This window comes from Roseobacter weihaiensis (assembly GCF_020622345.1).
Taxonomy (GTDB): Bacteria; Pseudomonadota; Alphaproteobacteria; order Rhodobacterales; family Rhodobacteraceae; genus Roseobacter; species Roseobacter weihaiensis.
Genome location: NZ_JACNMO010000002.1, coordinates 181,974 through 206,323 on the forward strand (window position 1 = coordinate 181,974; position 24,350 = coordinate 206,323).

The window sequence follows — 24,350 nt, forward strand, 5'->3', positions numbered from 1 at the left end:
GCGGATACCCGGCCAAAAGTTGAGAATGTGGCATTAAAGCGCCTTAATCGTGGCGGAATCATGTTCTGAACGTCTGGTATAGGCAAGCCGTGAATGGCTATTCCGGTGAAATCGGCAGCCAATCGCGCATTTTTGAGCGAAACCAAGTGCGTTGCCGCTTGGCAAACTGACGCGTCGCGACCACGGCGGCGGCGCGGGCCTGCTCAAGGCTTATATCACCCCGCAGATGGGCGATCAATTCAGGCGCGCCGATCGCGCGGTGGGCGGGCAGCGCGGGATTATACTGCGACAGCACTGCGCGCGCCTCCTCCAGCGCGCCTCCCGCGAGCATCAGATCAAAGCGCTGCGCGATCCGGTTGTTCAGCCAATCCTTGGAGACTTCAAACACAATCCCCTGCGCCGCGCCAAGCGGCATCAGGGCCGCGCCGGTCTCTGCCTGCCAGTCGGCCAGACCCCGTCCCGTGGCGCGCAACACTTCCCAGGCGCGCTGCACCCGCGCGCGATTGGCGGTGTCGATCCCGCTGTGGGTCCGCGCATCGAGGTCGGCCAGCAGCACCTCAAGCGGGAGCGCGTCCGCCTCTGCGCGCAGGGCCGGCGGGGTGGCAGGGATATCCGCGAGCCCACGGGTCAGCGCCTGAAAGTAGAGCCCGGTGCCGCCGACGATGATCGGACGCTGCGGGCCCTGTACAAACGGGGTGACCTCGCGCAGCCAATGCCCGGCGGAATAGGCATCCGTGGCGCGCAGATGCCCGTAAAGTGCGTGCGGTGCGCGGGTCTGATCGGCCTGTGACGGGCGTGCCGTGACCACCTGCCAGCAGTCGTAGACCTGACTGGCGTCGGCATTCACGATGACACCGCCCTGCGCCTCCGCAATCCGCAACGCCAGCTCGGATTTGCCCGACGCGGTTGGCCCCGCGATCAGCACCGGTTTGTCCGGCACCAGCACCTCCAGCAGGCGATCTTGGGTCAATTGTTGGGGCGGGGTCATTTTTCACGGCCTTTGGGCGCGGGGCGCATTGAAGTCCCCCCGCTTTTCCGACATTTTGCGCGCGAACAAAAGCCGTAAACAAAAACCAACCGGACAGGAGCAGCCCATGACAACCGACGGACCGCAGGTCGCCTTCAAGCGGGTGATGCTGAAAATCTCCGGAGAGGCATTGATGGGCGACCAGGGCTTCGGGTTGCACCCGCCCACGGTGGAGCGGATCGCCCGTGAAGTGCAGTCGGTGCATGAGCTGGGTGTTGAGATCTGCATGGTGATCGGTGGCGGCAATGTGTTTCGCGGGTTGCAGGGCTCGGCGCAGGGGATGGAGCGGACTACGGCGGATTACATGGGGATGCTGGCCACCGTAATGAACGCACTGGCGATGCAATCCGCGCTCGAAGGCTTCGGGATTCACACGCGGGTGATCTCGGCGATCACGATGAACGAGGTGGCAGAGCCCTATATCCGCCGCCGCGCCGTGCGCCACCTTGAAAAAAAACGCGTCTGCATCTTTGCCGCCGGCACCGGCAACCCCTATTTCACCACCGACACGGCAGCCGCCCTGCGCGCCAATGAAATGGCCTGCGAGGCGATTTTCATGGGCAAGCAGGTGGACGGGGTCTATGACAAGGACCCCAAGCAACACGACGATGCGGTCCGCTATGACAAGATCACCTATGACGATGTGCTGCAAAAACGGCTGGGGGTGATGGATGCCAGTGCGATTGCGCTGGCGCGCGATAACGACCTGCCGATCATCGTGTTTTCGCTGGATGAACCGGGCGGTTTTCGCGGGATCCTCGCGGGCGAGGGGACCTACACGCGGGTTCAGGGCTAGGCCGCTATACAGCTGCCAGCGCCGCAGGCTATAACGTCGACACAAGAAAGAACAAAGGCACAGGACCATGTCAGAAGACTTTATGCTGGACACAGACGACATTGAGCGCCGGATGGATGGCGCGATGAGCGCGCTGAAAACCGAATTTGCGTCGCTGCGCACCGGCCGGGCCTCGGCCTCCATGCTGGAGCCGGTGATGGTGGATGCCTACGGACAGCGCACGCCGATCAATCAGGTGGGTACCGTGAACGTGCCTGAATCGCGCATGGTCACGATAAACGTCTGGGACAAGGGGCTTGTGGGCAAGGTCGAAAAAGCGATCCGGGAAAGCGGGCTGGGCATCAACCCGCAGCTCAATGGCACGATCATCATGCTGCCGATCCCGGAGCTCAACGAGGAGCGGCGGCGCGATCTGACCAAGGTTGCTGGACAGTATGCCGAAAGCGCGCGGGTCTCGATCCGCAACATCCGCCGCGACGGAATGGACCAGATCAAAAAGGCAAAGTCGGACGGGATGTCCGAAGACGACCAGAAAATCTGGGAGGACGAGATGCAGGAGATCACGGATCGCTATATCAAGGCCATTGACGACCAGTTGTCGCAGAAACAGGCAGAGATCATGCAGGTCTGAGCGATATGTTGGCGTTGCGGCCCCTGTTTTCATCTCGTGGATGACCGATTTTGGTGGTCATCAGGGCGCGCTCTGTGTCAGAAGGTAGCAACAAGATCAGCCCCAGACCAAGCGCAGGCCCATGCACCGGCCCGCAGTCGGAGGACAGCGACATCGAGCTTGAGCGACAGCCAGACCCCGGTCATGTTCCGGGATGTCCACGTCATGTCGCCATCATCATGGATGGCAATGGCCGGTGGGCGACGCAGCGCGGGCGACCGCGCCTTTTCGGTCATCATGCAGGCGCGCGCCGGGTCCGAGAGATCGTGGAAGCCTGCCCGCGGATCGGGGTCGAGTACCTGACGATTTTCGCCTTCTCGACCGAGAACTGGAAACGCACCCAGGTCGAGGTGGCAGGCCTTATGAGCCTCTTCAAACGCTACATCATCCGCGAGACGCGGGCGCTCAATGTCAATGGCGTGCGGGTGCGGTTCATCGGTGACCGGGTGCGGCTCGATAAAAACCTGACGCGTCTGATGGGGGAGTTGGAGCAGGCAACCGCGGCGAATACGCGTGTCCACCTGACGATCGCGATCAACTACGGCGGTCGCGATGAGGTCGCGCGCGCCACCCGCCGACTGGCACAGGACGTGGCCGCGGGCAACCTCAAACCGGATCAGGTGGATGAAGAAACCCTGCCGCGCTATCTGGATACACACGTTCTGCCCGACCCGGATCTCGTGATCCGCACCAGCGGCGAGGCGCGGATTTCCAACTTTCTGCTCTGGCAGTCGGCATATTCGGAATACGAGTTTATCGATACGCTCTGGCCCGACTTCACACAGGCGGAGTTCGAGCATCTGTGCACGGCTTACGGCGGGCGCGACAGACGCTTTGGCGGCGTGAAAGCCTGACCTCGACATGAGTGCTGTCAACGAGAAATGGTCCGATCTGGCGGTGCGCCTCGCGTCCGGCGGGGCGATGGTGCTGATCGGTCTTTGGGGGGTCTGGGCGGGCGAACATGTGTTTCATGCCATGGTCGCGATCATCTGTGGTCTGATGATCTGGGAACTGGTGCGGATGCTGCAACCGGCCGATGCGGGTGTGGCCGCGCAATTGGGACTGCTGGCCGCCTCTGCGACCGGGGCATCGATCTACCTGCCGGTTGGTTTTGCCCTGCCAATCCTGCTGGCCCCGGCGATGGTTGGTTTTGGCCAGCTCAAGTCCTACCGCGCCATCTACATGATCTTTACCGTGATGGTCCTGCTGGCGGGGTTCGGGATGATGTCGGTGCGTGACGATCTGGGCTTTCAGTGGATGCTCTGGTTGGTGCTTGTGGTGGTGGCAACCGATGTTGTTGGCTATTTTGCCGGGCGTCTCATTGGCGGGCCAAAGTTCTGGCCGCGCGTGAGCCCGAAAAAGACCTGGGCCGGGACCGTGTTCGGCTGGATCGGTGCGGCGGCTGTTGGCGGATATTTTGTGGTGACCGCAGGGGCGGGCCCCCAGTTGATTGGGATTTCCGTGGCACTTTCGATGGCCAGCCAGATGGGTGACATCTCGGAAAGTGCGATCAAGCGGCGCCTGGGGGTCAAGGACAGCTCCAATCTGATCCCGGGACATGGTGGCCTTTTGGACCGCTTCGACGGTATGCTGGGGGCTTCGGTCTTTCTGCTTATCATTGGACCGTTCATCAGCTTTCCGCCGGGGATAGGATAAGTCTTTTATGCGACGGGTCAGCATTTTTGGCGCCACCGGGTCAGTCGGTCAAAACACGATTGATCTGATCGCGCGCACGTCCGAACACTATGATGTGGTGGCACTCACCGGCGCGGGTAACATCGCGCAGCTGGCGCAGGATGCGCGCCGGTTGAAGGCGGATGTGGCCATCACGGCGCATGCGCACCTGCTGGAGGATCTGCGCACGGCCCTTGCAGGTTCCGGGGTCGAGGCCGCCGCCGGGGCTGGCGCTTTGCAGGAGGCTGCCACCCGCCCGGCGGAGTGGGTCATGTCGGCGATTGTGGGGGCTGCGGGGCTTGCACCCGGCCTTGCCGCCCTTGAGCAGGGGGCGACGCTTGCGCTGGCCAACAAGGAATCGCTGGTCTGTGCGGGCGAGCTGATGCTGCGCACGGCCAAGGCGCATGATGCCCGGCTTTTGCCGGTCGACAGCGAGCATTCAGCAGTTTTCCAGGCTCTTGTGGGTGAAAACATGGACGCGGTGGAGCGGGTGATACTCACCGCAAGTGGTGGCGCGTTCCGCGATTGGCCGGTCGAAGAGCTTGCCCATGCCACCCTTGCCGAAGCCTCCAGCCACCCCAATTGGGACATGGGGCAGCGGATCACGATTGATTCGGCGTCCATGTTTAACAAGGCCATGGAGCTTATTGAAACCAAAGAGTATTTTGACGTCTCGCCTGACCAGATCGAAGTGCTCGTCCATCCTGAATCGATGATCCACGCCCTGGTCGGGTTCAATGACGGGGCGCTGATGGCCCATGTGGGACCGCCCGACATGCGCCACGCGATCGGATATGCGCTGCACTGGCCAGAGCGACGCGCCCTGCCAGTCGAGCGGCTCGATCTGGCGCAGATCGGCCAATTGACCTTTCGCGCCCCCTGCGAGACCCGCTGGCCCGCGCTGAGGCTCGCGCGGGAAGTCATGCAAACCGGGGGGTTGGCGGGCGCTGTCTTCAATGCCGCCAAGGAAACAGCGCTCGATGGTTTCATCGCCGGCGCGATCCGATTTACCGATATGGCCGCCGTGGTCGAGGAGGTTTTGACCGAATTGTCAGCCAAGCCCGGTCACATTGATGCCACCATGACCCTTGATAACGTCGCCGAAGTGGACCATCTCGCCCGACAAGAGGCGGCATTGGTCATCAAAGAGAGAGCAGGTTAGTTTTGGATATTATGGCATTGATCCCGCAGTTTGGCGGGTTGATCTGGACAATCGCTGCTTTCATTCTGGCGTTGTCGGTGATCGTGGCAATCCACGAATACGGCCATTACATCGTCGGGCGCTGGTCCGGTATTCATGCGGACGTCTTTTCGATCGGGTTTGGCCCGGTGCTCTATGCCCGCGTCGACAAACGCGGCACACGCTGGCAGATCGCCGCTTTGCCCTTTGGCGGATACGTCAAATTCGCCGGCGATGCGGATGCGGCCTCGGGCAAGGACACAGAGGCGATGGCAGCGGCCCAGGACGATCCCGAGCGGCTGCGCGCGACGATGCACGGCGCGCCGCTCTGGGCGCGGGCGGCAACCGTTGCTGCTGGCCCGATTTTCAATTTCGCCCTGTCGATCCTTGTGTTTGCTGCCGTGATGCTGACGACCGGGGTCTCGCGGGATCCGCTGACCGTCGGGGAAATACGCCCGCTTCCGGTAGGCGAGGTGGCGTTGCAGCCCGGTGACGAGGTTTTGGCGATCAATGGCGACGATCTGCCCAGCACCGAAGATGCCGAGGCCTACCGTGCCTTCATCGACGCGCTGCCGCATGAGCCTGTTCTGACCTATGAGGTCCTGCGGGACGGTCGGACTGTGGTGGTGGATGGACCTTATATGCTGCCCCCGCTGGTCAATGCGCTGAGCCCGCAGAGCGCGGCCATGAGCGCGGGCATGCAGAGCGGGGATGTGATCGTCGCGATTGACGGCACGCCGATCTATGCGTTCGACCAGCTCAAGACCGCCGTCGAAGGCGGGGATGGCGCTACGCTGGCACTCACGGTCTGGCGCAATGGCGACACGCTCGATCTGGATCTGACGCCCAAGCGTGTGGACGAACCGCAGGACGGCGGCGGCTTTGTCACCCACTGGCGTATCGGGATTGCCGGGGGGCTCGCCTTTGAGCCTGCGACCGAAAGCCCCGGTGTCGGCGACGCGCTCTGGGGCGGTGTCAACCAGACATGGCGGATCATCAACGGCTCGCTCTCGGGGCTGGCGCATATGGTGACGGGGGCGATCAGCACCTGCAATCTGAGCGGTCCCATCGGGATTGCCCAAACTTCGGGGGCCATGGCCAGCCAGGGCGCGGAAAGCTTCATCTGGTTCATCGCGGTGCTGAGCACGGCGGTGGGGCTTTTGAACCTCTTTCCGGTGCCGGCGCTCGATGGGGGGCATCTGGTGTTTTATGCCTATGAGGCGGTGACGGGCAAACCGCCGAGCGACAAGGCCTTGCGGGTGCTGATGACCTTTGGACTGGCCACGGTGCTGACGCTGATGCTCTTTGCACTGGGCAATGATATCTTCTGCCCCTAGGCGTGGCACGAACCCGGCGGGCATTGGCAGGAATCAAAGCCAATTGCCTCATTTGCGCCATATTCTGACAAATTGCGGCCCCATTTAAAGGGTATCTCTCTTGCGAGACTGGAGGACGCATGATGCAAACGATGGACAGAAGATACCGCGGGCTGAGCCTGTTGATGGATCTGAACTGGGACCGCGCCCTTTACGTGGCCACCATCACGCTTGCCTTGGGCGCAGGTGCCTGGCTTGTCACCCTGATGGGGTAGAACAGCGCACAACATCCTGACGCCATATCGCACCCGAAACGCGGTTTTGACGCAAAATACCCGCATCTAGTGGGCTACTCTTTTTCCGCCACATGGTTTTGACAACTCTGCGCAAAATGGGTACTCAGATTGTAATAATCGTCTGAGGAACGGGGCAGGTCATGAATCGGGGCAATACTGGCATGGGAGCCGCGGGTCGCGGCCCCGGCGCATCGCTGAAATACATCCTGCGCGCAGGTATATTTTGTATCGCAATAACAGGTGCTTGGATTGCACCGTCCGGGCAGGTTGCGGCCCAGCAAATTCCGGTCAATTCGGTCAGTATCGAAGGAAACGCGCGCATCGGTGATGCCGCCATCCTGTCACGGGCCGGAATCGTTCCCGGACAGCCGATCTCTGCCGGGGCGCTGAACGCGGGCGTCCAGAACCTGGTGGACTCAGGGCTCTTTGAAAGCGTCGATATCACCCCGCGCGGCAACGGGTTGACGATTACGGTTGTGGAGTATCCCACAATCAACCGGATCAATTTTGAAGGCAACCGCCGGATCAACGATGATGTACTGGCCGCCGCGATCAATTCGAACGAACGACGTGTCTTCAACCCTGCGCAAGCGGAACGCGACGCGACCCTCATTGCAGAGGCCTACTCCTCCGAAGGGCGGCTGGCGGCGCGGGTCACCCCGACGATCATCCGCCGGTCCGACAACCGGGTTGACCTGATTTTCGAAATCTTCGAAGGCGATAATATCGAGATCGAGCGCCTTAGCTTTACCGGCAACCGCGTGTTTTCCGACCGTCGTCTGCGCCGGGTGCTGGAGACCAAGCAAGCCGGGCTTTTCCGGGCCTTCGTGCGCAGTGACACGCTGGTGGCAGACCGGATCGAATTTGACCGTCAGGTGCTGCGCGACTTCTATCTTTCGCGCGGTTATGTGGATTTCCGCACCAATTCGGTGAATGCAGAGCTGACCGAAGAACGCGATGCCTATTTCCTTGTGTTCGATGTGCAGGAAGGTCAGCAGTTCCGCATGGGTGAGATCACCGTCACCAGCGAATTGCCGCAGGTCGACGGCGAGGTTTACAGAGATGCGGTGGATACCCGCCCCGGCGCCGTCTATTCGCCCACACTGATCGAAGCGGATATTGCCCGGATGGAACGTCAGGCCATCATCGATGGCGTCGATTTCCTGCGCGTCGAACCCCGCATCACGCGGGATGAGCGCAACCTGACCATCAACGTGGAATATGTGCTGAGCCGCGGCCCTCGGGTCTTTGTGGAACGGATCGATATCGAGGGGAACACAACCACGCTCGATCAGGTGATCCGCCGTCAATTCCGCAGTGTGGAGGGCGACCCCTTCAACCCGCGGGAAATCCGGGAATCGGCGGAACGCATCCGGGCGCTTGGCTTTTTTAGCAATGCCGAGGTGAACGCGCGCGAGGGATCGTCGCCGGACCGGGTCATCGTTGACGTGGATGTCGAAGAGCAACCCACCGGCTCGCTGTCGTTCGGTGCATCGTTTTCGACCAACGATGGTCTGGGGTTCGCCATCCAGTTCAGAGAGCGCAACTTTCTGGGCCGGGGGCAGGAATTGGGCCTGACGTTGTCCACAGCCTCCGATGACCGGCTTTACCGGTTGAACTTTTTCGAACCGGCGTTTCTGGGCCGGGATGTGGGCTTTGGATTGCGGCTTGATATCGCGGAAAGCACCAGCTCGACGGTAACCTATGATACGGACCGGGGCATTTTCTCGCCCTCGCTGCGCTTCCCGATCGGTGCGAATTCCCGACTGGACGTCAATTACACCTACGAAGATGCCGAAATGAAGGATCGCGGCGACGATTCAGACAACGGGCCGATCATCGGACGCGAGATCCTGGAAGGCAGCCGCGTCAACAGCTCCATCGGGTACAAATACACCTACGATTCCCGCACGACCGGGATCGATCCGACGTCCGGATATCTCTTTGAGTTCGGTCAGGACTTTGCCGGGATTGGCGGGGACAACACCTTCGTCAGAACATCCGCCAAGGTTGTGGGAGAGCGCAAGGTCTTCAACGAAGACGTCACATTGCGGGCCACGCTTGAGGGGGGCGCGTTGAATTTTTCAGGAGGGGTGAACCGGGCGGTTGACCGGTTCCTGTTGAATTCTGACATTATCCGGGGCTTTGAGTCCGGCGGGATTGGCCCGCGCGACCTCTCGGTCACAGATGAGGATCCGCTGGGCGGCAACCTGTTCCTCGCGGCCCGTTTCGAGGCGGAATTCCCCGTCGGGCTTCCCGAAGAATACGGCATCACGGGCGGGGTGTTCTATGATATCGGCAACCTGTGGGATTTGTCCGACGTGAACCTCAGCGGCGGGAACGTCGTGGGGGAAAGCGGCTCTTTCCGCCATGTGATTGGTGTCTCGGTGCTCTGGGACACGCCGGTTGGCCCGCTGCGGTTCAATTTCTCCGACGCGATCCGGAAAGAGGAATTCGACCGCGAGCAGACCTTCGAAATCACGATCAACACGACGTTCTGATCCGGTGGGGGGCCTGCGACACGCGCTGTTGATCGCCTGGGTCTTCTGCTGCGTCGCAGGTGCGTTGGCCGCACAACCACTGGCAAGGATGCAGGTTGAAAGCCCGATCCTGACCATCGATTCCGAACGACTCTTCGAAGACAGCATCTTTGGCCGTCAGACCATAAGTGACTTTGAAGCCCGTGGTGCCGCACTTTCCGCGGAGAACCGCAGGATTGAAGATGAGCTTGAGGCCGAAGAGCAGGCGCTGACCACGTTGCGCCCGACCATAACGCCCGAAGAGTTTCGCGCGCTGGCCGATGCGTTTGATGCCAAGGTGCAGGAAACCCGGCGCACCCAGGAGGACAAATCGCGTGAACTCAATGCCGGGCTGGAGCGTCGGAAGGTCGTCTTTCTGAACGCCGCCATGCCTGTGCTGGAGCAATTGATGCGCGAGGCGGGCGCTGCCGTGGTGCTGGAGCGCCGGTCGATCTTCATCAGTTCGAACGCGGTCGATATCACCCAAGTCGCGATTTTCCGGCTCAACCAACTGCTGGATGGGACCGAAATTCCCGAGGAGGAGAATTGAACGCCCCGCGACGCCGGTCGGACCCAAGCTTGCCCCCGTGCTGCTGAATTGCTAGGCAGTGCGCCAAGCCTTGAAGTCAAAAGGACCAACTGAATGACAACACCCCAGACCAGCGCTGATATCCAGCTTATTCAGCGCATTCTCCCGCACCGCTATCCCTTTCTGCTGGTCGATAAGGTAGTGGAGATCGACGGGACCGCATCGGCACTGGGGATCAAGAATGTCACCATGAACGAGCCGCATTTCCAGGGCCATTTTCCGGGGCTGCCGATCATGCCGGGGGTTACGATTGTCGAGGCGATGGCGCAAACCGCTGCCGTGATGGTAGGCGTGACGCTTGAGATGGCGGACAGGGAAATGAAGGTGTATTTCATGGCCATCGACAAGGCCAAATTCCGGCGCAAGGTTGTGCCGGGGGATGTGCTGGAAATGCGTCTGAGCACGCTTCGGGGCAAGCCCGGCGGCAAGGTCTGGCGCTTTGGCGGCGTGGCCTCGGTAGAGGACGAGATGGCGGCGGAAATCGAATTCACCGCCATGATGGACATGGGCTGAGGCACGATGAGCACCATTCACCCCAGCGCCGTTATCGAAACCGGTGCCCGGATTGATCCGACGGCCAAGATCGGCCCGTTTTGCCATATCGGCCCGGATGTGCAGCTGGCGGCAGGGGTCGAGCTGAAAAGCCATGTGGTCGTGAGCGGCCGGACCTCGGTGGGCGAGGGCACGGTGATTTTCCCCTTTGCCGTGATCGGTGAGATCCCGCAGGACCTCAAGTTCAAGGGAGAAGCCACCCAGCTTGTGATCGGCCAGCGCAACCGCATCCGTGAGCATGTGACCATGAACTGCGGCACGGCGGCGGGCGGCGGCGTGACACGGGTCGGCGATGACGGGCTTTTTATGGCGGGCTGCCATGTGGCCCATGATGCGACGATCGGGGACCGGGTGATTCTGGTGAACTCCGTGGCCATCGCCGGGCATTGCATGATCGAAGACGATGTGATCGTGGGCGGGCTCTCCGGGGTGCATCAATTCGTGCGGATCGGGCGCGGCGCCATCATCGGCGCGGTCACCATGGTGACCCATGACGTGATCCCCTACGGTCTGGTGCAGGCCCCGCGCGGAGAGTTGGACGGGCTCAATCTGGTGGGCCTCAAGCGGCGCGGTGTGGAGCGGTCCGACATCACCGCGTTGCGGGCCGCTTTCCAGATGCTGGCCCAGGGCGAGGGGACGTTTCAGACCCGGGCGCTGCGCCTCCAGGAGGAGACGACCAGCCCCTACGTGCGCGAGATTGTCGAGTTCATCACAGCCGACAGCGACCGCCATTTTCTGACGCCGGGCTGATGCTGGCGCTTGTCACCGGGCGCGGCGGCTTGCCGGCGCGGGTTGCAGCGGCGCAGGCGGCCCCGCCGCTGGTCTGCGTGTTGGAGGGGTTTGCCCCCGATGGCCTTGCGGCGGATATCACGTTCCGCCTCGAGCATCTGGGATCGTTCTTGCAGCACCTCAAGGACCGGCAGGTCACCGAAGTTTGCTTTTGCGGCGCCATAGAGCGCCCCCCCTTTGATCCCACCGCACTGGATGCGGCAACAATGCCGCTGGTGCCTGTGATGATGCAGGCGATGGGGGCGGGGGACGACGGCGCCTTGCGGGCGGTCATGACATTGTTCGAAGCGCAGGGCTTTGTGATCCGCGCCGCCCATGAACTGGCCCCCGAACTCCTGGCGCCGGAGGGCGTGCTGACAGCCGCGCAGCCGGACGCGCAGATGCAGGCCGATGTGGCCCGCGCCGACCAGGTGCTGGCGGCTCTGGCGCCTCTCGACGTGGGGCAGGGCTGCGTTGTCGGGGCGGGTCAGGTCTGGGGTATCGAGACCTTGGGGGGGACGGACCATATGTTGGCGACCCTGCCCGCGGCGGTGAAGGACGCGCGGGCGCTGCTGGTGAAACAGCCCAAATCCGGGCAGGACCTGCGCGCGGATATGCCCACCATCGGGCCCCGTACGGTGGAGGCCGTGGCAGCGGTTGGGCTTGCGGGGCTTGTGGTTCGGGCCGGTCAGGTGATTTTGCTGGCGCCCGAAGAGACCCTGGAGCGCGCGGATGAGGCGGGCCTTGTGCTCTGGTCGCGTGCGCCGGTCTGATGCGGGTTTTTATCATCGCGGGCGAGCCTTCGGGCGATAAGCTGGGGGGCGCTCTGATGGCTGGGCTCAAGACCTTGACCCCGGACATTCAGTTTGACGGGGTTGGCGGGGCGCAAATGCAGGCCCAGGGTCTCAAGAGCCGCTTTCCGATGGCGGAATTGAGCGTGATGGGCCTTGCCGAGATCCTGCCCAAGTACCGCGCATTGAAGGCGCGGATCCATCAGACGGCGGCGGCGGTGATTGAAACCGGACCGGATGTGCTCATCACCATTGATTCGCCGGATTTTTCGTTTCGGGTCGCGCGCCAGGTGAAGGCCGCAAGCCAGGTGCGCACCGTGCACTACGTGGCCCCCACCGTCTGGGCGTGGCGGCCGGGTCGCGCTGCCAAGATCGCCCGGTACATCGATCATTTGCTGGCGCTCTTTCCGTTTGAGCCGCCGCTTTTTACCGCGCATGGGATGGCCTGCGATTTCGTCGGGCATCCGGTTGTGGCCGAGCCTTTGGCCAGTGCGGCGGAGGCCGCGGCGTTTCGGGCCGCGCATGATTTGGAGGGCAAGCCGGTGATGCTTGTGCTGCCCGGCTCCCGGCAGGGCGAGGTCGCGCGGCTCAAGGAGATTTTCGGGGCCGCCATCGCGCCGGTCCGCGCCCGGCATCCTGATCTGCGGGTGGTTGTGCCGGCCGCAGCCCCGGTGGCAGAAGCGGTGCAGGCGGCCGTGGTGGATTGGCCGGTGACGCCCCTTGTTCTTGATCCGCGGGAGCAGAGCCTGGAGGCTGCCGCGGCCCGCAAACGCGCGGCTTTTCGGACTGCGGATGTCGCACTTGCGGCCTCGGGGACGGTGTCGCTGGAGTTGGCCGCGGCCCGGACGCCGATGGTGATCGCCTACCGTATGCATTGGCTGACCTACCGCGTGATCCGCGCCATGGCGCTGGTCGACACGGTCACACTGGTCAATCTGGTGTCGGAAACCCGTGTTGTACCGGAGTTTCTGGGGCCGGCCTGTGTGCCTGCCGCGATTGGGTCTGCGCTGATCGAGGTGATGGATCAGCCCCAGGCACAGGTTGCGGCGATGGAGACAACGATGACGCGGCTTGGGGCCGGGCAAGAGGCGCCGGGGTTGCGCGCCGCCCGCGCCGTGATGGCCGGACTGTAGCCGCTGATCCGGCGGCCACGCTGACGCGTGACACGATTCCGGGGGCGGGCCTGACGGCCCGCCAGCCCAAGCTTCACCCTTTGTGAATCCATCCGCCGCCAAAGATGCGGCTGCTGTCGGGGTCGTAGAAGACGCAGGCCTGGCCGGGAGAGACCCCTTCTTCGGGGGTGATGAGCTCGACGGTGGCCTCTGTGTCGCTGAGGGGCCGGATCACGGCGTCCGTGGGGGGGCGGGTGGAGCGGACCTTCACCGCCACCTCCCACGTCTCGCGGGAGCTCAAAGCGGCATCGCCCAGCCAGTTGATCTCGCGCACCGGGATCACCCGTTTGGCGAGCATGGATTTCGGGCCGACCACAACTTCGCGCCGTTCCGGGTCCAGCTTGACCACGTAGAGGGGATCTGCCAGCCCGCCGATGCCCAGGCCCCGCCGTTGGCCGATGGTGTAGTTTACCACGCCGTCATGAGTGCCCAAGACGCGCCCGTCCGCATGCACGATCTCTCCTGGCGCGGCGGCTTCGGGACGCAGTTTACGGATTACCGAGGCGTAATCGCCATTGGGCACAAAACAGATGTCCTGGCTGTCGGGTTTGTTGGCCACGCTGAGGTCATATTTCTCTGCCAGCGCCCGCGTGTCATCCTTGGAGGGCAGCGCCCCCAGCGGAAAACGCAGAAAATCGAGCTGCTCCACCGTGGTGGAAAACAGAAAATAGCTCTGATCGCGGCTGGCATCGGCGGCGGCATGCAGCTCTGGCCCCTGCGCGCCCATCTTGCGTTGAATGTAGTGGCCCGTGGCCATGCAATCGGCCTCCAGGTCCTTGGCCGTTTCCAGCAGGTCCTTGAACTTCACCCGCTCATTGCAGCGAATGCAGGGCACCGGTGTGGCTCCGCCAAGGTAGCTGTCGGCAAATTCGTCAATCACGGCATTCTTAAAAATGTTCTCATAATCCAGCACGTAATGCGGAAAGCCCATCTTTTCGGAAACGCGCCGTGCATCGTGGATATCGAGCCCTGCACAGCAGGCACCCTTCTTGGCCAATGCGGCCCCGTGATCGTAAAGCTGCAGGGTGACACCCACCACATCATAGCCCTCTTCGGACAGCATGGCTGCGACAACAGAGCTGTCCACACCCCCCGACATCGCCACAACCACGCGGGTTTGCGACGGCGGCTTGGTGAACCCCAGGGAATTCAGCGGCGGTGATTGATCGAGCGGCATCTTCAGGACTCCGGAACTTCTGAGCGAATATAGGAAAATCCTAATTACTCTCAAGAGGGCGCTTCATCGGTCTTTAAGGGCCTTTCGTCAAGGTATGTCCGACGAGTTTAATATGGGTAAGAGTATGTATCTCAAGAAGGTGGATGGGCCGCGGTCAGTCACGCTTGCGGATGGGACGATCATGACACTGGCGGATTTGCCGCCGGCAGCGACACGGCGTTGGGTGGCGTCTCGAAAGGCGGCGGTCGTGCGGGGTGTGGCCTATGGTCTTATTTCGCAAAGTGATGCGCTGAAACGGTATCAGATCAGTGAAGATGAATTTCAGGAGTGGGTGCGCGCTGTTTCTGAACATGGCGAAGATGCTTTGAAAGCAACAGCTTTACAAAAATATAGACAACCCTGAGTTGCTAATATAGTTTTTTATGTGACAGTAACGTGTGATTAACCTTTTTTGGTCACGGTTAATGCGAAGATAAATTATGCCCTGATGCGGAGAAGATAATGCGCGTACTACTTGTGGAAGACGACCCCACCACATCAAAAAGCGTCGAATTGATGCTTACTCATGCAAACCTGAACGTCTATGCGACGGACCTAGGGGAAGAGGGGATCGATCTGGCGAAGTTGTACGATTATGACCTGATCTTGCTGGACCTCGATTTGCCGGACATGAATGGTCATGAAGTGCTGCGACAGTTGCGGCTGTCGCGGATTGAGACGCCCATCCTCATCCTATCCGGTGCGGACGATACGGAAAACAAAATCAAGGGCTTCGGCTTTGGGGCAGATGACTATCTGACCAAACCGTTCCACCGCGAAGAGCTGGTGGCCCGCATCCATGCGATCATCCGCCGCTCCAAGGGCCATTCGCAGTCGGTCATCGACACCGGCATGATTTCGGTGAACCTGGATGCCAAGACCGTCAGTGTCGACAATAAACCGGTCCACCTGACCGGCAAGGAATATCAGATGTTGGAGCTTTTGTCGCTGCGCAAGGGGACAACGCTGACCAAGGAGATGTTTCTCAACCATCTCTACGGTGGCATGGATGAACCGGAACTCAAGATCATTGACGTCTTTATCTGCAAACTGCGCAAAAAGCTCAGCACGGCGACGGGCGGTGACAACTATATCGAAACGGTCTGGGGCAGGGGCTATGTGCTGCGGGATCCCGAACCCTCTCAGTTGGATGACGGCCAAAGACTCGCCGTCGGTGCCTGAGCCCTGGACTTCCCCGGCGCCTGACATCAGCGCGCCGGGCAAACCATTCTGCATAAACACTGTTTGAAACAACTGGACCCGCCCCTGAGCTGTGCCTATTTAAGGGCAGCGAAAGACACAAAGGCAGGGCAGATGGCGGATATACCGGTGGAAGCGTTGGACCAGTCTGCAGCGCGCGCTGAACTGGCGCGGCTCGCAGATATCATCGCCAAGGCAAATGCGGCATACCACCAGTCTGACGATCCGTTTATATCAGATGCTGAATTCGATGCGCTGAAGCAACGCAACGCCGCGATCGAGGCCCGCTTCCCTGCGCTCAAACGCCCAGACAGCCCAAGCGATATCGTTGGCGCGACCCCGGCAGAGGGTTTTTCGAAGGTCACGCACGAAGTGGCCATGCTGTCTTTGGCCAACGGCTTTGACGATGCAGATATCGAGGAATTCGATCGACGCATCCGCAGGTATCTGAACATCGCCGTTGAGGCACCGCTGCACTATACCGCAGAGCCAAAGATAGACGGGCTTTCCTTGTCATTGCGGTACGAGAAAGGCGCCCTCGTTCAAGCCGCCACACGCGGCGATGGCACCACGGGCGAAAATGTGACAGCCAATGCACGGACCATTGCCGATATCCCGCATCAGATCCAGGGCGCACCCGAGATCCTGGAAGTGCGCGGGGAAGTCTACATGTCGCATCCTGATTTTGAGGCCTTGAATGCGTGCCAGGCCGAGCTTGGCGGCAAAACCTTTGCCAATCCCCGAAATGCGGCGGCGGGCTCTTTGCGCCAACTCAATCCCGACATCACCCGCGCGCGGCCTTTGCGCTTTTTTGCCTATGCGTGGGGGGCGCTGTCCGCCCCGTTGTCGGACACGCAATGGGGGGCGATCAAGCGACTTTCGGAATTCGGTTTTGCCACAAACGATCTGACCCGGCTTTGTACCGGGCAAAAAGACCTGCTGGCACAGTATAAAACCATCGAAAGCCAGCGGGCGACTCTGACCTATGACATCGATGGGGTCGTCTACAAGGTCAACGATCTTGGCCTGCAGGATCGTTTGGGTTTCCGATCTACAACACCGCGATGGGCCATTGCTCATAAATTTCCGGCCGAGCTTGCATGGACGCGTCTTGAGGCCATCGATATTCAGGTTGGTCGCACGGGCGCGCTGTCGCCTGTGGCGCGCTTGCATCCCGTCACAGTGGGCGGTGTCGTCGTCTCCAACGCGACCTTGCACAACGAAGACTATATTGCCGGTCGGGATAACAAGGGTGCCCAGATCCGCGCAGGCAAAGACATCCGCGTCGGCGACTGGGTGCAGGTCTACCGGGCCGGCGACGTGATCCCGAAGGTCGCCGATGTCGATCTGAGCAAACGCCCCGAGGCGGCACAGCCTTACGTTTTCCCTGTCACCTGTCCCGAATGCCAGAGTGACGCGCTGCGCGAGCCCGGTGACGCCATTCGGCGCTGCACCGGTGGGTTGATCTGCCCTGCACAAGCGGTTGAAAAGCTGAAACATTTTGTGTCGCGCGCCGCTTTCGACATTGAAGGCTTGGGCGCCAAACAGGTCGAGCAGTTTTATGCAGACGGCTGGATCACCGGACCTGCGGATATCTTTCGCCTTCGAGAGCGCTACAGCGACGGTCTGCAACAGCTCAAGAACCGCGAAGGATGGGGCGAAAAATCTGCCAATAATCTCTTCGATGCAATTGACGAAAAACGCAAAATCTCTCTGACGCGGTTGATTTTTTCGCTGGGTATTCGGCATGTGGGCGAGGCGGCGTCAAACCTTATCGCGATGCATTACGGTACCGCAGAGGCGTTTCTGGACGCCATGGATGCGGCCGCAGATCAGACCGGACCCGCTTGGGAGAGCCTTCTGAGCATTGACGGTGTGGGGGAGGTCATGGCCACGTCTCTTGTGCACAGCCTCACCCAACCCTCCGAACGCGCGTCGATCGATGCGCTGTTGCAGCAGTTGAACGTTCAGCCCGTGGCCCGCCCAACGGCGGAGGGCAGCCCGGTCGCGGGGCAGACGGTCGTCTTTACCGGGACACTTGAAAAGATGACACGGGCAGAGGCCAAGGCGCGCGCAGAGCGATTGGGGGCAAAAGTCTCCGGGTCCGTGTCCGCGAAAACCGATCTTTTGGTGGCCGGACCAGGGGCAGGCTCGAAGGCCAGGAAAGCTGCCGAACTCGGGATCAGGACACTGGATGAAGATGGCTGGCTGGCCCTGATCGAGGGGCAATGAGCGGTAGACCCGAAGCCCTCTTCAAGCTTTTCGCGGGCTTGGAGAGCCTTGAGGGCGTTGGACCCAAGACCGCTCAACACCTGCAAACCATGGGTATTTCGGCACCGCGTGATTTGCTTTTCACCCTGCCGCATGCGGTGATCGATCGCCAGCGCCGCGAGAGCGTCCAGGATGTGGCACCCCCGACAACCGTGACGGTTGCCATTACCGTGGGAGAACACAGGCCGGCCCGCACCAAGGGGGGCGCCTACAGAATCAATGTGTCAGACGCAAAAACCGCCTTTCAGCTTGTTTTCTTCCACGCAAGGGGAGGCTACTGGAGCAAGGTTTTGCCGGAGGGCAGCCGTCGCGTTGTCTCCGGCAAGCTCGAGATTTTCGAGGGGCTGGCGCAGATGGTCCATCCGGATTTCATTGTCCCCGAAGATGAGGCGGACACCATCCCGGAGGTTGAGCCCGTCTATCCGCTGACCGCTGGTCTGACGCAGAAGCTCATGTTCAAAGCCACACGTCACGCCATTTCTCTGATGCCGGATGTCGATGAATGGATTGATCCGGCACAGAAATCGGCGGCCGGTTGGCCGGATTTCCGGCACGCCCTGCAAAGCGTGCATGCGCCGCAGGCGGCCAGCGCGCTTGTGGCGACGGCGCCTGCGCGGGCGCGGCTTGCCTATGATGAGTTGATGGCGCATCAGCTCACGCTGGCGCTGGCCCGGGCAAGGGAGCGGCGCGCCAAAGGGCGGGCGAGCGCGGGGGATGGCCGATTGCAGGCCCGTGTTCTGGCCGCGTTGCCTTACGCGGCAACCTCCGCACAGACCCGCGCCATTGAAGAGATAAATACTGACATGGCGTCAACAACGCGTATGAATCGGCTGCTTCAGGGGGATGTCGGCGCAGGCAAGACGCTGGTCGCCTTCATGGCGTTGCTGCGGGCGGTCGAAGCGGGTGGGCAGGCGGTTCTGATGGCACCGACCGAGATTCTGGCCCGTCAGCATCTGGACGCCTTGCAGCCGCTGGCCCAACAGGCGGGCGTGGTCCTAGAGATCCTGACCGGTCGGGATAAGGGCAAGGAGCGGGCCGGTAAACGCGCGGCCCTGGCCGCAGGGGATATCCAGATCCTCGTCGGCACCCATGCGGTCTTTCAGAAAGAGGTGGTTTTTGCGGACCTGCGGCTTGCCGTCGTGGATGAACAACATCGCTTTGGGGTCCGCCAGCGGCTTGAACTGGGCAAAAAGGGCGCGGCTGCGGATGTTCTGGTCATGACGGCCACCCCGATCCCGCGGTCTCTTTCGCTGGCGCAATATGGCGATATGGACGTATCGGTGCTGGATGAAAAGCCGCCCGGCCGCAAACCGATCAAGACCGCCCTCATTGGCATCGACCGTATGGAGGAGGTGGTGGCGCGTCTTCAGGCGGTGATTGCCGAGGGGCGGCAATGCTATTGGGTCTGCCCCTTGGTCGAGGAAAGCGAGGCGGTCGATTTGACGGCGGCGCAGGAGCGGTTCAAACATCTCAGGGCGGCCCTTGGGGAGGAGGTGGTCGGTCTGGTTCACGGGCAGATGCCACCGATTGACAAGGACGCGGCCATGGCCCGGTTTCAAAGCGGGCAAACTAAGGTTCTGGTGGCCACGACCGTGATCGAGGTGGGCGTCAATGTCCCCAATGCAACGATTATGGTTGTCGAGCGCGCCGAAATTTTTGGTCTGGCCCAGCTTCACCAGTTGCGGGGTCGTGTCGGGCGCGGGGAGGCGGCCTCAACCTGCTTGTTGATGTATCGTCCGCCTCTGTCCGATAGCGGACGGCGACGCCTTGAGGTTTTGCGCGAAACCGAAGACGGGTTCGCCATTGCGCAAACCGACCTCGAAATGCGCGGCGCGGGGGACGTGATCGGCACCGCGCAATCCGGCCTGCCGCGGTTCCGCGTGGCGGATCTGGAACGGCAGGCCGGACTCATGGCCACTGCTCAAAGTGACGCCCGCAAGCTGCTGAGCGAAGATCCAACCTTGCAGACCAGGCGCGGAGGGGCGGCGCGGATGCTGTTGTGGTTGATGCGGCAGGAGGAGGCGATCCGTTTGATTTCAGTGGGTTAGCATTTTGTTCGCAGATGTTCTTAAAAAGTTCTTTACAGAAGGTGAATTAAATGAGAACAAAGAGGCAACAAATATGGGAGACCCCGATGACACTGCTCTTGCAAATCAAAATGATCGCGACACGGTCGCACGACACTTTGGTGCAGGACGCCCTTGGGGCATCTGCTTTAGTTGTCATGCTTGTTGTCGGGCTGCATCTGCCATCATTTATCTGATTTCTGCCTGCGCTCTCATGCCGGTATCGCCGCTGCACCCTCCCCAATTCGGTGCCTGGAGATGACCACTGCCTGTCTTGACCTCCGATAGAGGCGATTTGACCGGAACCCCACATGAGCGACGCATCAACTGCGCCGCGGTCTAGCTTTAGTCCGCGGCGTTTTTTTAGTCAAAGCTGTAGGCGAGTCGCAATCCACCCCAGTGCCGCCCCTGAACGGCAATGGGGGCAGAGAGATCTTTCATCATCTTGAAGGCGTCTCCGCCCATGTCCCGGCGATACACCTGTAACAGGAACGGTTCGGTGTTGCGCCCGGCCTTGAGCCCCACAGGGTCATCGAAAATGGGCCGATTTCGGCAGTTTGCCGTATTCCAGACCGGGTCATCCGAGGGCGGGTGCGAAAACTTCTTGTTATGCGTCGGCAAATATCCATTCAGATCTACCGCGGCACAGAACAGGCCCCTTGGGTTAATGCCCAGGGCAGGTTCCTGAATAGGCGGCATGATATCGTCCATCAGCCGGGTGGATTCGGTGATATATTGTTCGGGATCGGTGTTTGGGATTGGTCTGTAGGTACAATCAAAGAGCCGCGACAGGGACATGCGCCCCTTCTGAAGCGCCTGTTCCATGCCGTCCGACACTTGCTGGGCCGGGCTGGGCAGCTCGAAGGAAGGACGCATCAGTGGAGCTCTCTCCCAGAAGGGCGGTGGATTGAACAATCGTCTCGGAGGTGTCGATCAGGTTCAGGATGCGCTCATGGGTTCGTTCAATGCCGGAAGACGTGCCTGTTATCGCATTCTCAATCTCTGACAGTGCGGGGGCAAAATCAGACATTTTGGTTTCCACCCGTTTAGTCTGTTCGGCAATGCGCTGCGCCTGCTTGTTGGCGGAGGTGATCGACCCTTTGATCCGTCCCAGAGCGGTATCCGTGCCGCCCGTGTTCTCCAGCACGTCAGAGGCCTGCTCTACCACGCCGGTGGCTTCCTTGCCCAACACCGAAATCCAATCGGTAAGCGTTTCGATGTTGTTCGAAATCCCAACGGCTGCATCGTGGGTCTGGCAGGACAACTTATTGATGGCCTCGGCCACAACCGCAAATCAGCGCCCGGCGTCGTCTGCGCGCGCGGCTTCGATCTTGGCGTTGATTGCCAGGGTCTTCACCTGCGTCGCGATGCTCGCAATCTGCTGGTTGTGGTTTTTTACCGCAACCAGCGTGTCGCCCACGGTTTCGGTCCGCGAGGAGATATCTTGCACCCATTGCGCCACGACGCGGGTTTTTTCGCTTGTGGTACGCACCAGTTCGGCTGAAGATTCCACATCTTTTACGGTGGCACCGGCATCTGCGGCCATGGATTGTACAGCGTGGCGCACATCGGCATTTTCAGTCGTGACATCGAACGCGCGCGTCTTGAGCACATTCAACCCGCCGGTTTGCGCCTTTGCATGTGGCTCAACCAGATCGATAAATCCGGCGATATCAACGATTTCATAGCCAAGTGTTGCCGCCGCAGCGGTCGGGCGACCAATATGCTTTGTGACGGAAGGGCGTTCTGCATGCGACATAAGATCTCGGGAAACTACGCCCCGCAGTCATCACATCGCTTCCCTTAGAAAGGACTAATCTGACCGGTTCAGGCGCAATCGGACTGGAGCGCCTGTTCAACCGCTTCGCAGGTTGCCTCAAGGCACAGCAAGATCGATGCGTGACGGTTTCTGTAGTCCCGTGCAGGTGCCAGAACCTCGAAGCCGTCGAACGGGGCCGGTGGCACGGGGCCCGCCTCCTTCAGCATCGCCCGCAGCGCGTCTCTGGCGGCGATCAGCTCTTCGATGCTTCGGCCAATGACGGCTGCTCCTGTCACGGCGGCGGCGGCCTGACCCAGCGCGCAGGCCTTCACGTCCTGCCCGAACGCTGAGACACGCCCGTCTGTCAACGTCACATCCACCGTGACTGCCGATCCGCACAAAGGAGAGCGCTTTTTAACCGTGGCCATCGGGTGGTCGAGACGGGTGTGATGCGGAATGTCCGACGCAAGCGCCAGAATGCGGCCCGAATAGAGCTTTATCAGATCCGTATCAGCAGACATAAGCGGCTTTCTGGTTTCTATCCCTCATCTCTGCCCATACATAGGGGGTGCTGCGAAAGATGCAAAAAGGTTTTTCCGCCATGACCAAGACAGGCGACAGTTCAGGGCGACTGTTTGATCCGCAAAGCCTGACGTTCAATGCAGCCGGCTTGCTGCCGGTGATTGCACAGGACGCGCAGACGCAGGAGGTGCTGATGCTGGCCTGGATGAACGCGGAGGCGGTGGGAAAGACGCTTGCCACGGGCCGCGTCACTTATTGGAGCCGGTCACGGCAGTCGTTCTGGATCAAGGGCGAGACCAGCGGTCATACCCAGCGCCTCGTCGAGATGCGCGTGGATTGTGATCGGGACTGCCTGCTGGTGCTGGTCGAGCAGACCGGGCCTGCCTGCCATACCGGCAGGCGCAGTTGTTTCTATACCGGCATCCAAGACGGACGGGAAACGGTACTGACCGACCCTGTGGGTTAGTCCGCCAATCCCACCATGCGCCTGATATCCTGCGGTGTGAGGCCCTCGGCGCGGTATTTTGACAGCGCGCGGGCGTCGTCCCGTTTGGCAAGCCGTTTTCCCGCCTCATCCCGGATCAGCCTGTGATGGTGATAGACCGGGGTGGGCAGATCAAGCACCCGTTGCAGCACCACATGGATCTTGGTGGCGTCAAAGAGGTCCCGCCCGCGCACCACATGGCTGATCCCCTGCGCGGCATCGTCGACCACCACGGACAGATGATATGACGTCCCCATGTCACGCCGCGCAAGGACCACATCGCCGACCTGATCCAGCAGCTCCTTGGGGGCGACGTGTACGCTCCGGGCTGTCCCATCGCCTTCTTCGGTAAAGGTGAGAGCAGAGCGGTTCGGACCAATGCGCCTGATCGCTTTTCCCATATCGAGGCGCAATGCGGGCGGGACAGCCGATATGGGCGGTTTGGGACGGTCCCGGCAAGTGCCCGGATAGACCACCCCGTCCGGGCCCATCTTTGGCGCGGCCCCTTCCTGCGGGGCATGGGCTGCTTCGGCGATGTCCCGACGGCTGCAATAACAGGGATAGAGCAGGCCAAGGCGCTGGAGACTTTGCAAAGTGGTTTGGTAACTTTGCAAACGGTGTGACTGGCGCATGACCGGCTCTGGCCAGGACAGGCCAAGCCACGTCAGATCATCGAAGATCTGCGCCTCCCATGGGGCCCGTGCCCGCGTGCGGTCAATGTCCTCGATCCGGAGCAGAAAGGCACCGGCATACCGCGCGGCCAGATCAGCTGCCAGCAAGGCGGAATAGGCATGCCCAAGGTGCAGTGGCCCGGTGGGAGATGGGGCAAATCTGGTTCTGAAAGTCACAATTTTTCAACGAGGTACACGGTGGCTTTCAAGTCGATTCCCGGCAGATGCGGGCCATGCTCCCGAAATAGAAGCCGCGCAGCACCGCAGTCCAGCCATTCGCAGAGTGCGGCCTCATAGATCGGGTCGTGCAAGGCATGGTCATTGAAGGAAAACACCATCTTTCCCCCGGCCCCCAAACCTTTCATCAAGAGATGAAAGATCGACGCCGGGGCCGCCCCTGCTCCGATGACGCCGATCGCAGAGATGGCTTGATACTCGCCGGGGCTGTGAGGCAACGGCGCCCCGGCCTCGATGTGCGTGAGGCTGCGGTAAATGCCCTTTTGCCGGGCCTGCGCCAGCATCTCGGCAGACAGATCAACCCCATCGATCGTCTCAAATCCCACGCGCTTCAGCGCCAGGCCGGACAGCCCGGTGCCACAGCCAAAATCGAGAAGCGGGGCTGTTTTGTCCGCCACGCGGTCCGCCAATGCAGCGGCACAGCGTCCAGGGGTGGCATAACCGTTCTCGGCCACTTCGGCCTCATAGCTGGCCGACCATTTATCGTAGAATTTCCGCGCAGAGGTGCCGTCGCGCGCGCTGTATACCTTGTCCAGAAATCTCTCTGCCATGCCAACAAACTAGGGCAGAACGG

27 protein-coding genes are annotated in these 24,350 nt (G+C 61.2%); 19 read left to right on the top strand and 8 right to left on the bottom strand.

Annotated elements, in window-relative coordinates:
• Positions 1–97 precede the first annotated feature (97 nt).
• Entirely contained in the window at positions 98–988 is an 891-nt protein-coding gene (gene miaA, locus H7847_RS03195) for a tRNA (adenosine(37)-N6)-dimethylallyltransferase MiaA (protein WP_227267941.1), read from the bottom strand.
• Between the two features lie 106 nt (positions 989–1,094).
• On the opposite strand from miaA, the gene pyrH reads away from it, so the two are divergent.
• From pyrH to lpxB, 13 genes are all read left to right on the top strand, one after another.
• Positions 1,095–1,823, top strand: a complete 729-nt coding sequence (gene pyrH, locus H7847_RS03200) for a UMP kinase (protein WP_227267942.1) — start codon at positions 1,095–1,097, stop codon at positions 1,821–1,823.
• Positions 1,824–1,890: 67 nt separating this feature from the next.
• Positions 1,891–2,454 carry a ribosome recycling factor gene (frr, locus tag H7847_RS03205; RefSeq protein ID WP_227267943.1) on the top strand — a complete coding sequence of 188 codons (564 nt, stop codon included), beginning with the start codon at positions 1,891–1,893 and terminating at the stop codon, positions 2,452–2,454.
• A 152-nt stretch (positions 2,455–2,606) separates the two neighbouring features.
• Complete coding sequence (gene uppS, locus H7847_RS03210; protein ID WP_319799744.1) at positions 2,607–3,347, top strand: polyprenyl diphosphate synthase; 741 nt, start codon at positions 2,607–2,609, stop codon at positions 3,345–3,347.
• Positions 3,348–3,354: 7 nt separating this feature from the next.
• Positions 3,355–4,149: a phosphatidate cytidylyltransferase gene (locus H7847_RS03215; protein WP_227267945.1), complete on the top strand. Its 795-nt coding sequence runs from the start codon at positions 3,355–3,357 to the stop codon at positions 4,147–4,149.
• 7 nt (positions 4,150–4,156) lie between these two features.
• Entirely contained in the window at positions 4,157–5,329 is a 1,173-nt protein-coding gene (dxr, locus tag H7847_RS03220; protein WP_227267946.1) for a 1-deoxy-D-xylulose-5-phosphate reductoisomerase, read from the top strand.
• 11 nt (positions 5,330–5,340) lie between these two features.
• Entirely contained in the window at positions 5,341–6,684 is a 1,344-nt protein-coding gene (gene rseP, locus H7847_RS03225; protein ID WP_227268125.1) for an RIP metalloprotease RseP, read from the top strand.
• A gap of 131 nt (positions 6,685–6,815) precedes the next feature.
• Entirely contained in the window at positions 6,816–6,938 is a 123-nt protein-coding gene (locus tag H7847_RS26670) for a hypothetical protein (protein ID WP_264479458.1), read from the top strand.
• A gap of 182 nt (positions 6,939–7,120) precedes the next feature.
• On the top strand, positions 7,121–9,460 hold the full coding sequence (gene bamA / locus H7847_RS03230; RefSeq protein ID WP_227268126.1) for an outer membrane protein assembly factor BamA: 2,340 nt from the start codon (positions 7,121–7,123) through the stop codon (positions 9,458–9,460).
• Between the two features lie 64 nt (positions 9,461–9,524).
• Entirely contained in the window at positions 9,525–10,028 is a 504-nt protein-coding gene (locus H7847_RS03235) for an OmpH family outer membrane protein (RefSeq protein WP_227267947.1), read from the top strand.
• Positions 10,029–10,121: 93 nt separating this feature from the next.
• Entirely contained in the window at positions 10,122–10,580 is a 459-nt protein-coding gene (gene fabZ, locus H7847_RS03240; RefSeq protein ID WP_227267948.1) for a 3-hydroxyacyl-ACP dehydratase FabZ, read from the top strand.
• Positions 10,581–10,586: 6 nt separating this feature from the next.
• Positions 10,587–11,369, top strand: a complete 783-nt coding sequence (lpxA, locus tag H7847_RS03245) for an acyl-ACP--UDP-N-acetylglucosamine O-acyltransferase (protein ID WP_227267949.1) — start codon at positions 10,587–10,589, stop codon at positions 11,367–11,369.
• Positions 11,369–12,160, top strand: coding sequence for an LpxI family protein (locus H7847_RS03250; RefSeq protein WP_227267950.1), 792 nt, complete (start codon positions 11,369–11,371; stop codon positions 12,158–12,160). The genes lpxA and H7847_RS03250 overlap by 1 nt, the downstream gene beginning before the upstream one ends.
• A complete protein-coding gene (lpxB, locus tag H7847_RS03255) occupies positions 12,160–13,311 on the top strand; it encodes a lipid-A-disaccharide synthase (RefSeq protein WP_227267951.1) in 1,152 nt (383 codons plus the stop codon). Before H7847_RS03250 ends, lpxB begins: the two co-directional genes overlap by 1 nt.
• A gap of 73 nt (positions 13,312–13,384) precedes the next feature.
• Here lpxB and mnmA read toward each other — a convergent pair whose 3' ends face one another.
• Positions 13,385–14,527 carry a tRNA 2-thiouridine(34) synthase MnmA gene (mnmA, locus tag H7847_RS03260; RefSeq protein ID WP_227267952.1) on the bottom strand — a complete coding sequence of 381 codons (1,143 nt, stop codon included), beginning with the start codon at positions 14,525–14,527 and terminating at the stop codon, positions 13,385–13,387.
• A gap of 124 nt (positions 14,528–14,651) precedes the next feature.
• On the opposite strand from mnmA, the gene sciP reads away from it, so the two are divergent.
• From sciP to H7847_RS26675, 5 genes are all read left to right on the top strand, one after another.
• Positions 14,652–14,930, top strand: a complete 279-nt coding sequence (gene sciP / locus H7847_RS03265; RefSeq protein WP_227268127.1) for a CtrA inhibitor SciP — start codon at positions 14,652–14,654, stop codon at positions 14,928–14,930.
• 98 nt (positions 14,931–15,028) lie between these two features.
• The gene (ctrA, locus tag H7847_RS03270; RefSeq protein WP_227267953.1) at positions 15,029–15,748 is read left to right on the top strand and encodes a response regulator transcription factor CtrA; all 720 of its coding nucleotides are present in this window, start codon (positions 15,029–15,031) and stop codon (positions 15,746–15,748) included.
• 132 nt (positions 15,749–15,880) lie between these two features.
• The gene (gene ligA, locus H7847_RS03275) at positions 15,881–17,998 is read left to right on the top strand and encodes an NAD-dependent DNA ligase LigA (RefSeq protein ID WP_227267954.1); all 2,118 of its coding nucleotides are present in this window, start codon (positions 15,881–15,883) and stop codon (positions 17,996–17,998) included.
• On the top strand, positions 17,995–20,085 hold the full coding sequence (gene recG / locus H7847_RS03280; protein WP_227267955.1) for an ATP-dependent DNA helicase RecG: 2,091 nt from the start codon (positions 17,995–17,997) through the stop codon (positions 20,083–20,085). The genes ligA and recG overlap by 4 nt, the downstream gene beginning before the upstream one ends.
• Positions 20,086–20,171: 86 nt before the next feature.
• Positions 20,172–20,300, top strand: a complete 129-nt coding sequence (locus tag H7847_RS26675; RefSeq protein ID WP_264479459.1) for a hypothetical protein — start codon at positions 20,172–20,174, stop codon at positions 20,298–20,300.
• 166 nt (positions 20,301–20,466) lie between these two features.
• Here the strand turns inward: H7847_RS26675 and H7847_RS03285 are convergent, their stop codons facing one another.
• The 4 genes from H7847_RS03285 to H7847_RS03300 all read right to left on the bottom strand — a co-directional run bounded on the left by H7847_RS03285 (position 20,467) and on the right by H7847_RS03300 (position 22,383).
• Positions 20,467–20,979 (bottom strand): hypothetical protein, encoded by a 513-nt coding sequence (locus H7847_RS03285; RefSeq protein ID WP_227267956.1) that lies wholly within the window; start codon positions 20,977–20,979, stop codon positions 20,467–20,469.
• Positions 20,879–21,367 carry a hypothetical protein gene (locus tag H7847_RS03290; RefSeq protein ID WP_227267957.1) on the bottom strand — a complete coding sequence of 163 codons (489 nt, stop codon included), beginning with the start codon at positions 21,365–21,367 and terminating at the stop codon, positions 20,879–20,881. The genes H7847_RS03285 and H7847_RS03290 overlap by 101 nt, the downstream gene beginning before the upstream one ends.
• 30 nt (positions 21,368–21,397) lie before the next feature.
• Positions 21,398–21,862 (bottom strand): methyl-accepting chemotaxis domain-containing protein, encoded by a 465-nt coding sequence (locus H7847_RS03295; RefSeq protein WP_227267958.1) that lies wholly within the window; start codon positions 21,860–21,862, stop codon positions 21,398–21,400.
• A gap of 68 nt (positions 21,863–21,930) precedes the next feature.
• Positions 21,931–22,383, bottom strand: coding sequence for an iron-sulfur cluster assembly scaffold protein (locus H7847_RS03300; protein ID WP_227267959.1), 453 nt, complete (start codon positions 22,381–22,383; stop codon positions 21,931–21,933).
• 80 nt (positions 22,384–22,463) lie between these two features.
• On the opposite strand from H7847_RS03300, the gene hisI reads away from it, so the two are divergent.
• Positions 22,464–22,850, top strand: a complete 387-nt coding sequence (gene hisI / locus H7847_RS03305) for a phosphoribosyl-AMP cyclohydrolase (protein ID WP_227267960.1) — start codon at positions 22,464–22,466, stop codon at positions 22,848–22,850.
• Here hisI and gluQRS read toward each other — a convergent pair.
• Together gluQRS and H7847_RS03315 are read right to left on the bottom strand one after the other, a co-directional pair.
• The gene (gene gluQRS, locus H7847_RS03310) at positions 22,847–23,716 is read right to left on the bottom strand and encodes a tRNA glutamyl-Q(34) synthetase GluQRS (RefSeq protein ID WP_227267961.1); all 870 of its coding nucleotides are present in this window, start codon (positions 23,714–23,716) and stop codon (positions 22,847–22,849) included. The two genes, hisI and gluQRS, sit on opposite strands and share 4 nt — an antisense overlap.
• Positions 23,713–24,327: a class I SAM-dependent DNA methyltransferase gene (locus H7847_RS03315; protein ID WP_227267962.1), complete on the bottom strand. Its 615-nt coding sequence runs from the start codon at positions 24,325–24,327 to the stop codon at positions 23,713–23,715. Before H7847_RS03315 ends, gluQRS begins: the two co-directional genes overlap by 4 nt.
• Between the last annotated feature and the right edge of the window lie 23 nt (positions 24,328–24,350).

What these genes read in the sequence shown, in the direction of transcription:
- fabZ (WP_227267948.1), top strand. Translation starts at nt 10,122, where the DNA reads ATGACAACACCCCAGACCAGCGCTGATATCCAGCTTATTCAGCGCATT.
- dxr (WP_227267946.1), top strand. Translation starts at nt 4,157, where the DNA reads ATGCGACGGGTCAGCATTTTTGGCGCCACCGGGTCAGTCGGTCAAAAC.
- hisI (WP_227267960.1), top strand. Translation starts at nt 22,464, where the DNA reads ATGACCAAGACAGGCGACAGTTCAGGGCGACTGTTTGATCCGCAAAGC.
- rseP (WP_227268125.1), top strand. Translation starts at nt 5,341, where the DNA reads ATGGCATTGATCCCGCAGTTTGGCGGGTTGATCTGGACAATCGCTGCT.
- H7847_RS03250 (WP_227267950.1), top strand. Translation starts at nt 11,369, where the DNA reads ATGCTGGCGCTTGTCACCGGGCGCGGCGGCTTGCCGGCGCGGGTTGCA.
- lpxA (WP_227267949.1), top strand. Translation starts at nt 10,587, where the DNA reads ATGAGCACCATTCACCCCAGCGCCGTTATCGAAACCGGTGCCCGGATT.
- pyrH (WP_227267942.1), top strand. Translation starts at nt 1,095, where the DNA reads ATGACAACCGACGGACCGCAGGTCGCCTTCAAGCGGGTGATGCTGAAA.
- lpxB (WP_227267951.1), top strand. Translation starts at nt 12,160, where the DNA reads ATGCGGGTTTTTATCATCGCGGGCGAGCCTTCGGGCGATAAGCTGGGG.
- ligA (WP_227267954.1), top strand. Translation starts at nt 15,881, where the DNA reads ATGGCGGATATACCGGTGGAAGCGTTGGACCAGTCTGCAGCGCGCGCT.
- sciP (WP_227268127.1), top strand. Translation starts at nt 14,652, where the DNA reads ATGTATCTCAAGAAGGTGGATGGGCCGCGGTCAGTCACGCTTGCGGAT.
- mnmA (WP_227267952.1), bottom strand. Translation starts at nt 14,527, where the DNA reads ATGCCGCTCGATCAATCACCGCCGCTGAATTCCCTGGGGTTCACCAAG.
- miaA (WP_227267941.1), bottom strand. Translation starts at nt 988, where the DNA reads ATGACCCCGCCCCAACAATTGACCCAAGATCGCCTGCTGGAGGTGCTG.
- H7847_RS26670 (WP_264479458.1), top strand. Translation starts at nt 6,816, where the DNA reads ATGGACAGAAGATACCGCGGGCTGAGCCTGTTGATGGATCTGAACTGG.
- recG (WP_227267955.1), top strand. Translation starts at nt 17,995, where the DNA reads ATGAGCGGTAGACCCGAAGCCCTCTTCAAGCTTTTCGCGGGCTTGGAG.
- ctrA (WP_227267953.1), top strand. Translation starts at nt 15,029, where the DNA reads ATGCGCGTACTACTTGTGGAAGACGACCCCACCACATCAAAAAGCGTC.
- H7847_RS03285 (WP_227267956.1), bottom strand. Translation starts at nt 20,979, where the DNA reads ATGCGTCCTTCCTTCGAGCTGCCCAGCCCGGCCCAGCAAGTGTCGGAC.
- bamA (WP_227268126.1), top strand. Translation starts at nt 7,121, where the DNA reads ATGGGAGCCGCGGGTCGCGGCCCCGGCGCATCGCTGAAATACATCCTG.
- H7847_RS03300 (WP_227267959.1), bottom strand. Translation starts at nt 22,383, where the DNA reads ATGTCTGCTGATACGGATCTGATAAAGCTCTATTCGGGCCGCATTCTG.
- H7847_RS03315 (WP_227267962.1), bottom strand. Translation starts at nt 24,327, where the DNA reads ATGGCAGAGAGATTTCTGGACAAGGTATACAGCGCGCGCGACGGCACC.
- H7847_RS03295 (WP_227267958.1), bottom strand. Translation starts at nt 21,862, where the DNA reads ATGTCGCATGCAGAACGCCCTTCCGTCACAAAGCATATTGGTCGCCCG.
- H7847_RS03215 (WP_227267945.1), top strand. Translation starts at nt 3,355, where the DNA reads ATGAGTGCTGTCAACGAGAAATGGTCCGATCTGGCGGTGCGCCTCGCG.
- H7847_RS26675 (WP_264479459.1), top strand. Translation starts at nt 20,172, where the DNA reads ATGACACTGCTCTTGCAAATCAAAATGATCGCGACACGGTCGCACGAC.
- frr (WP_227267943.1), top strand. Translation starts at nt 1,891, where the DNA reads ATGTCAGAAGACTTTATGCTGGACACAGACGACATTGAGCGCCGGATG.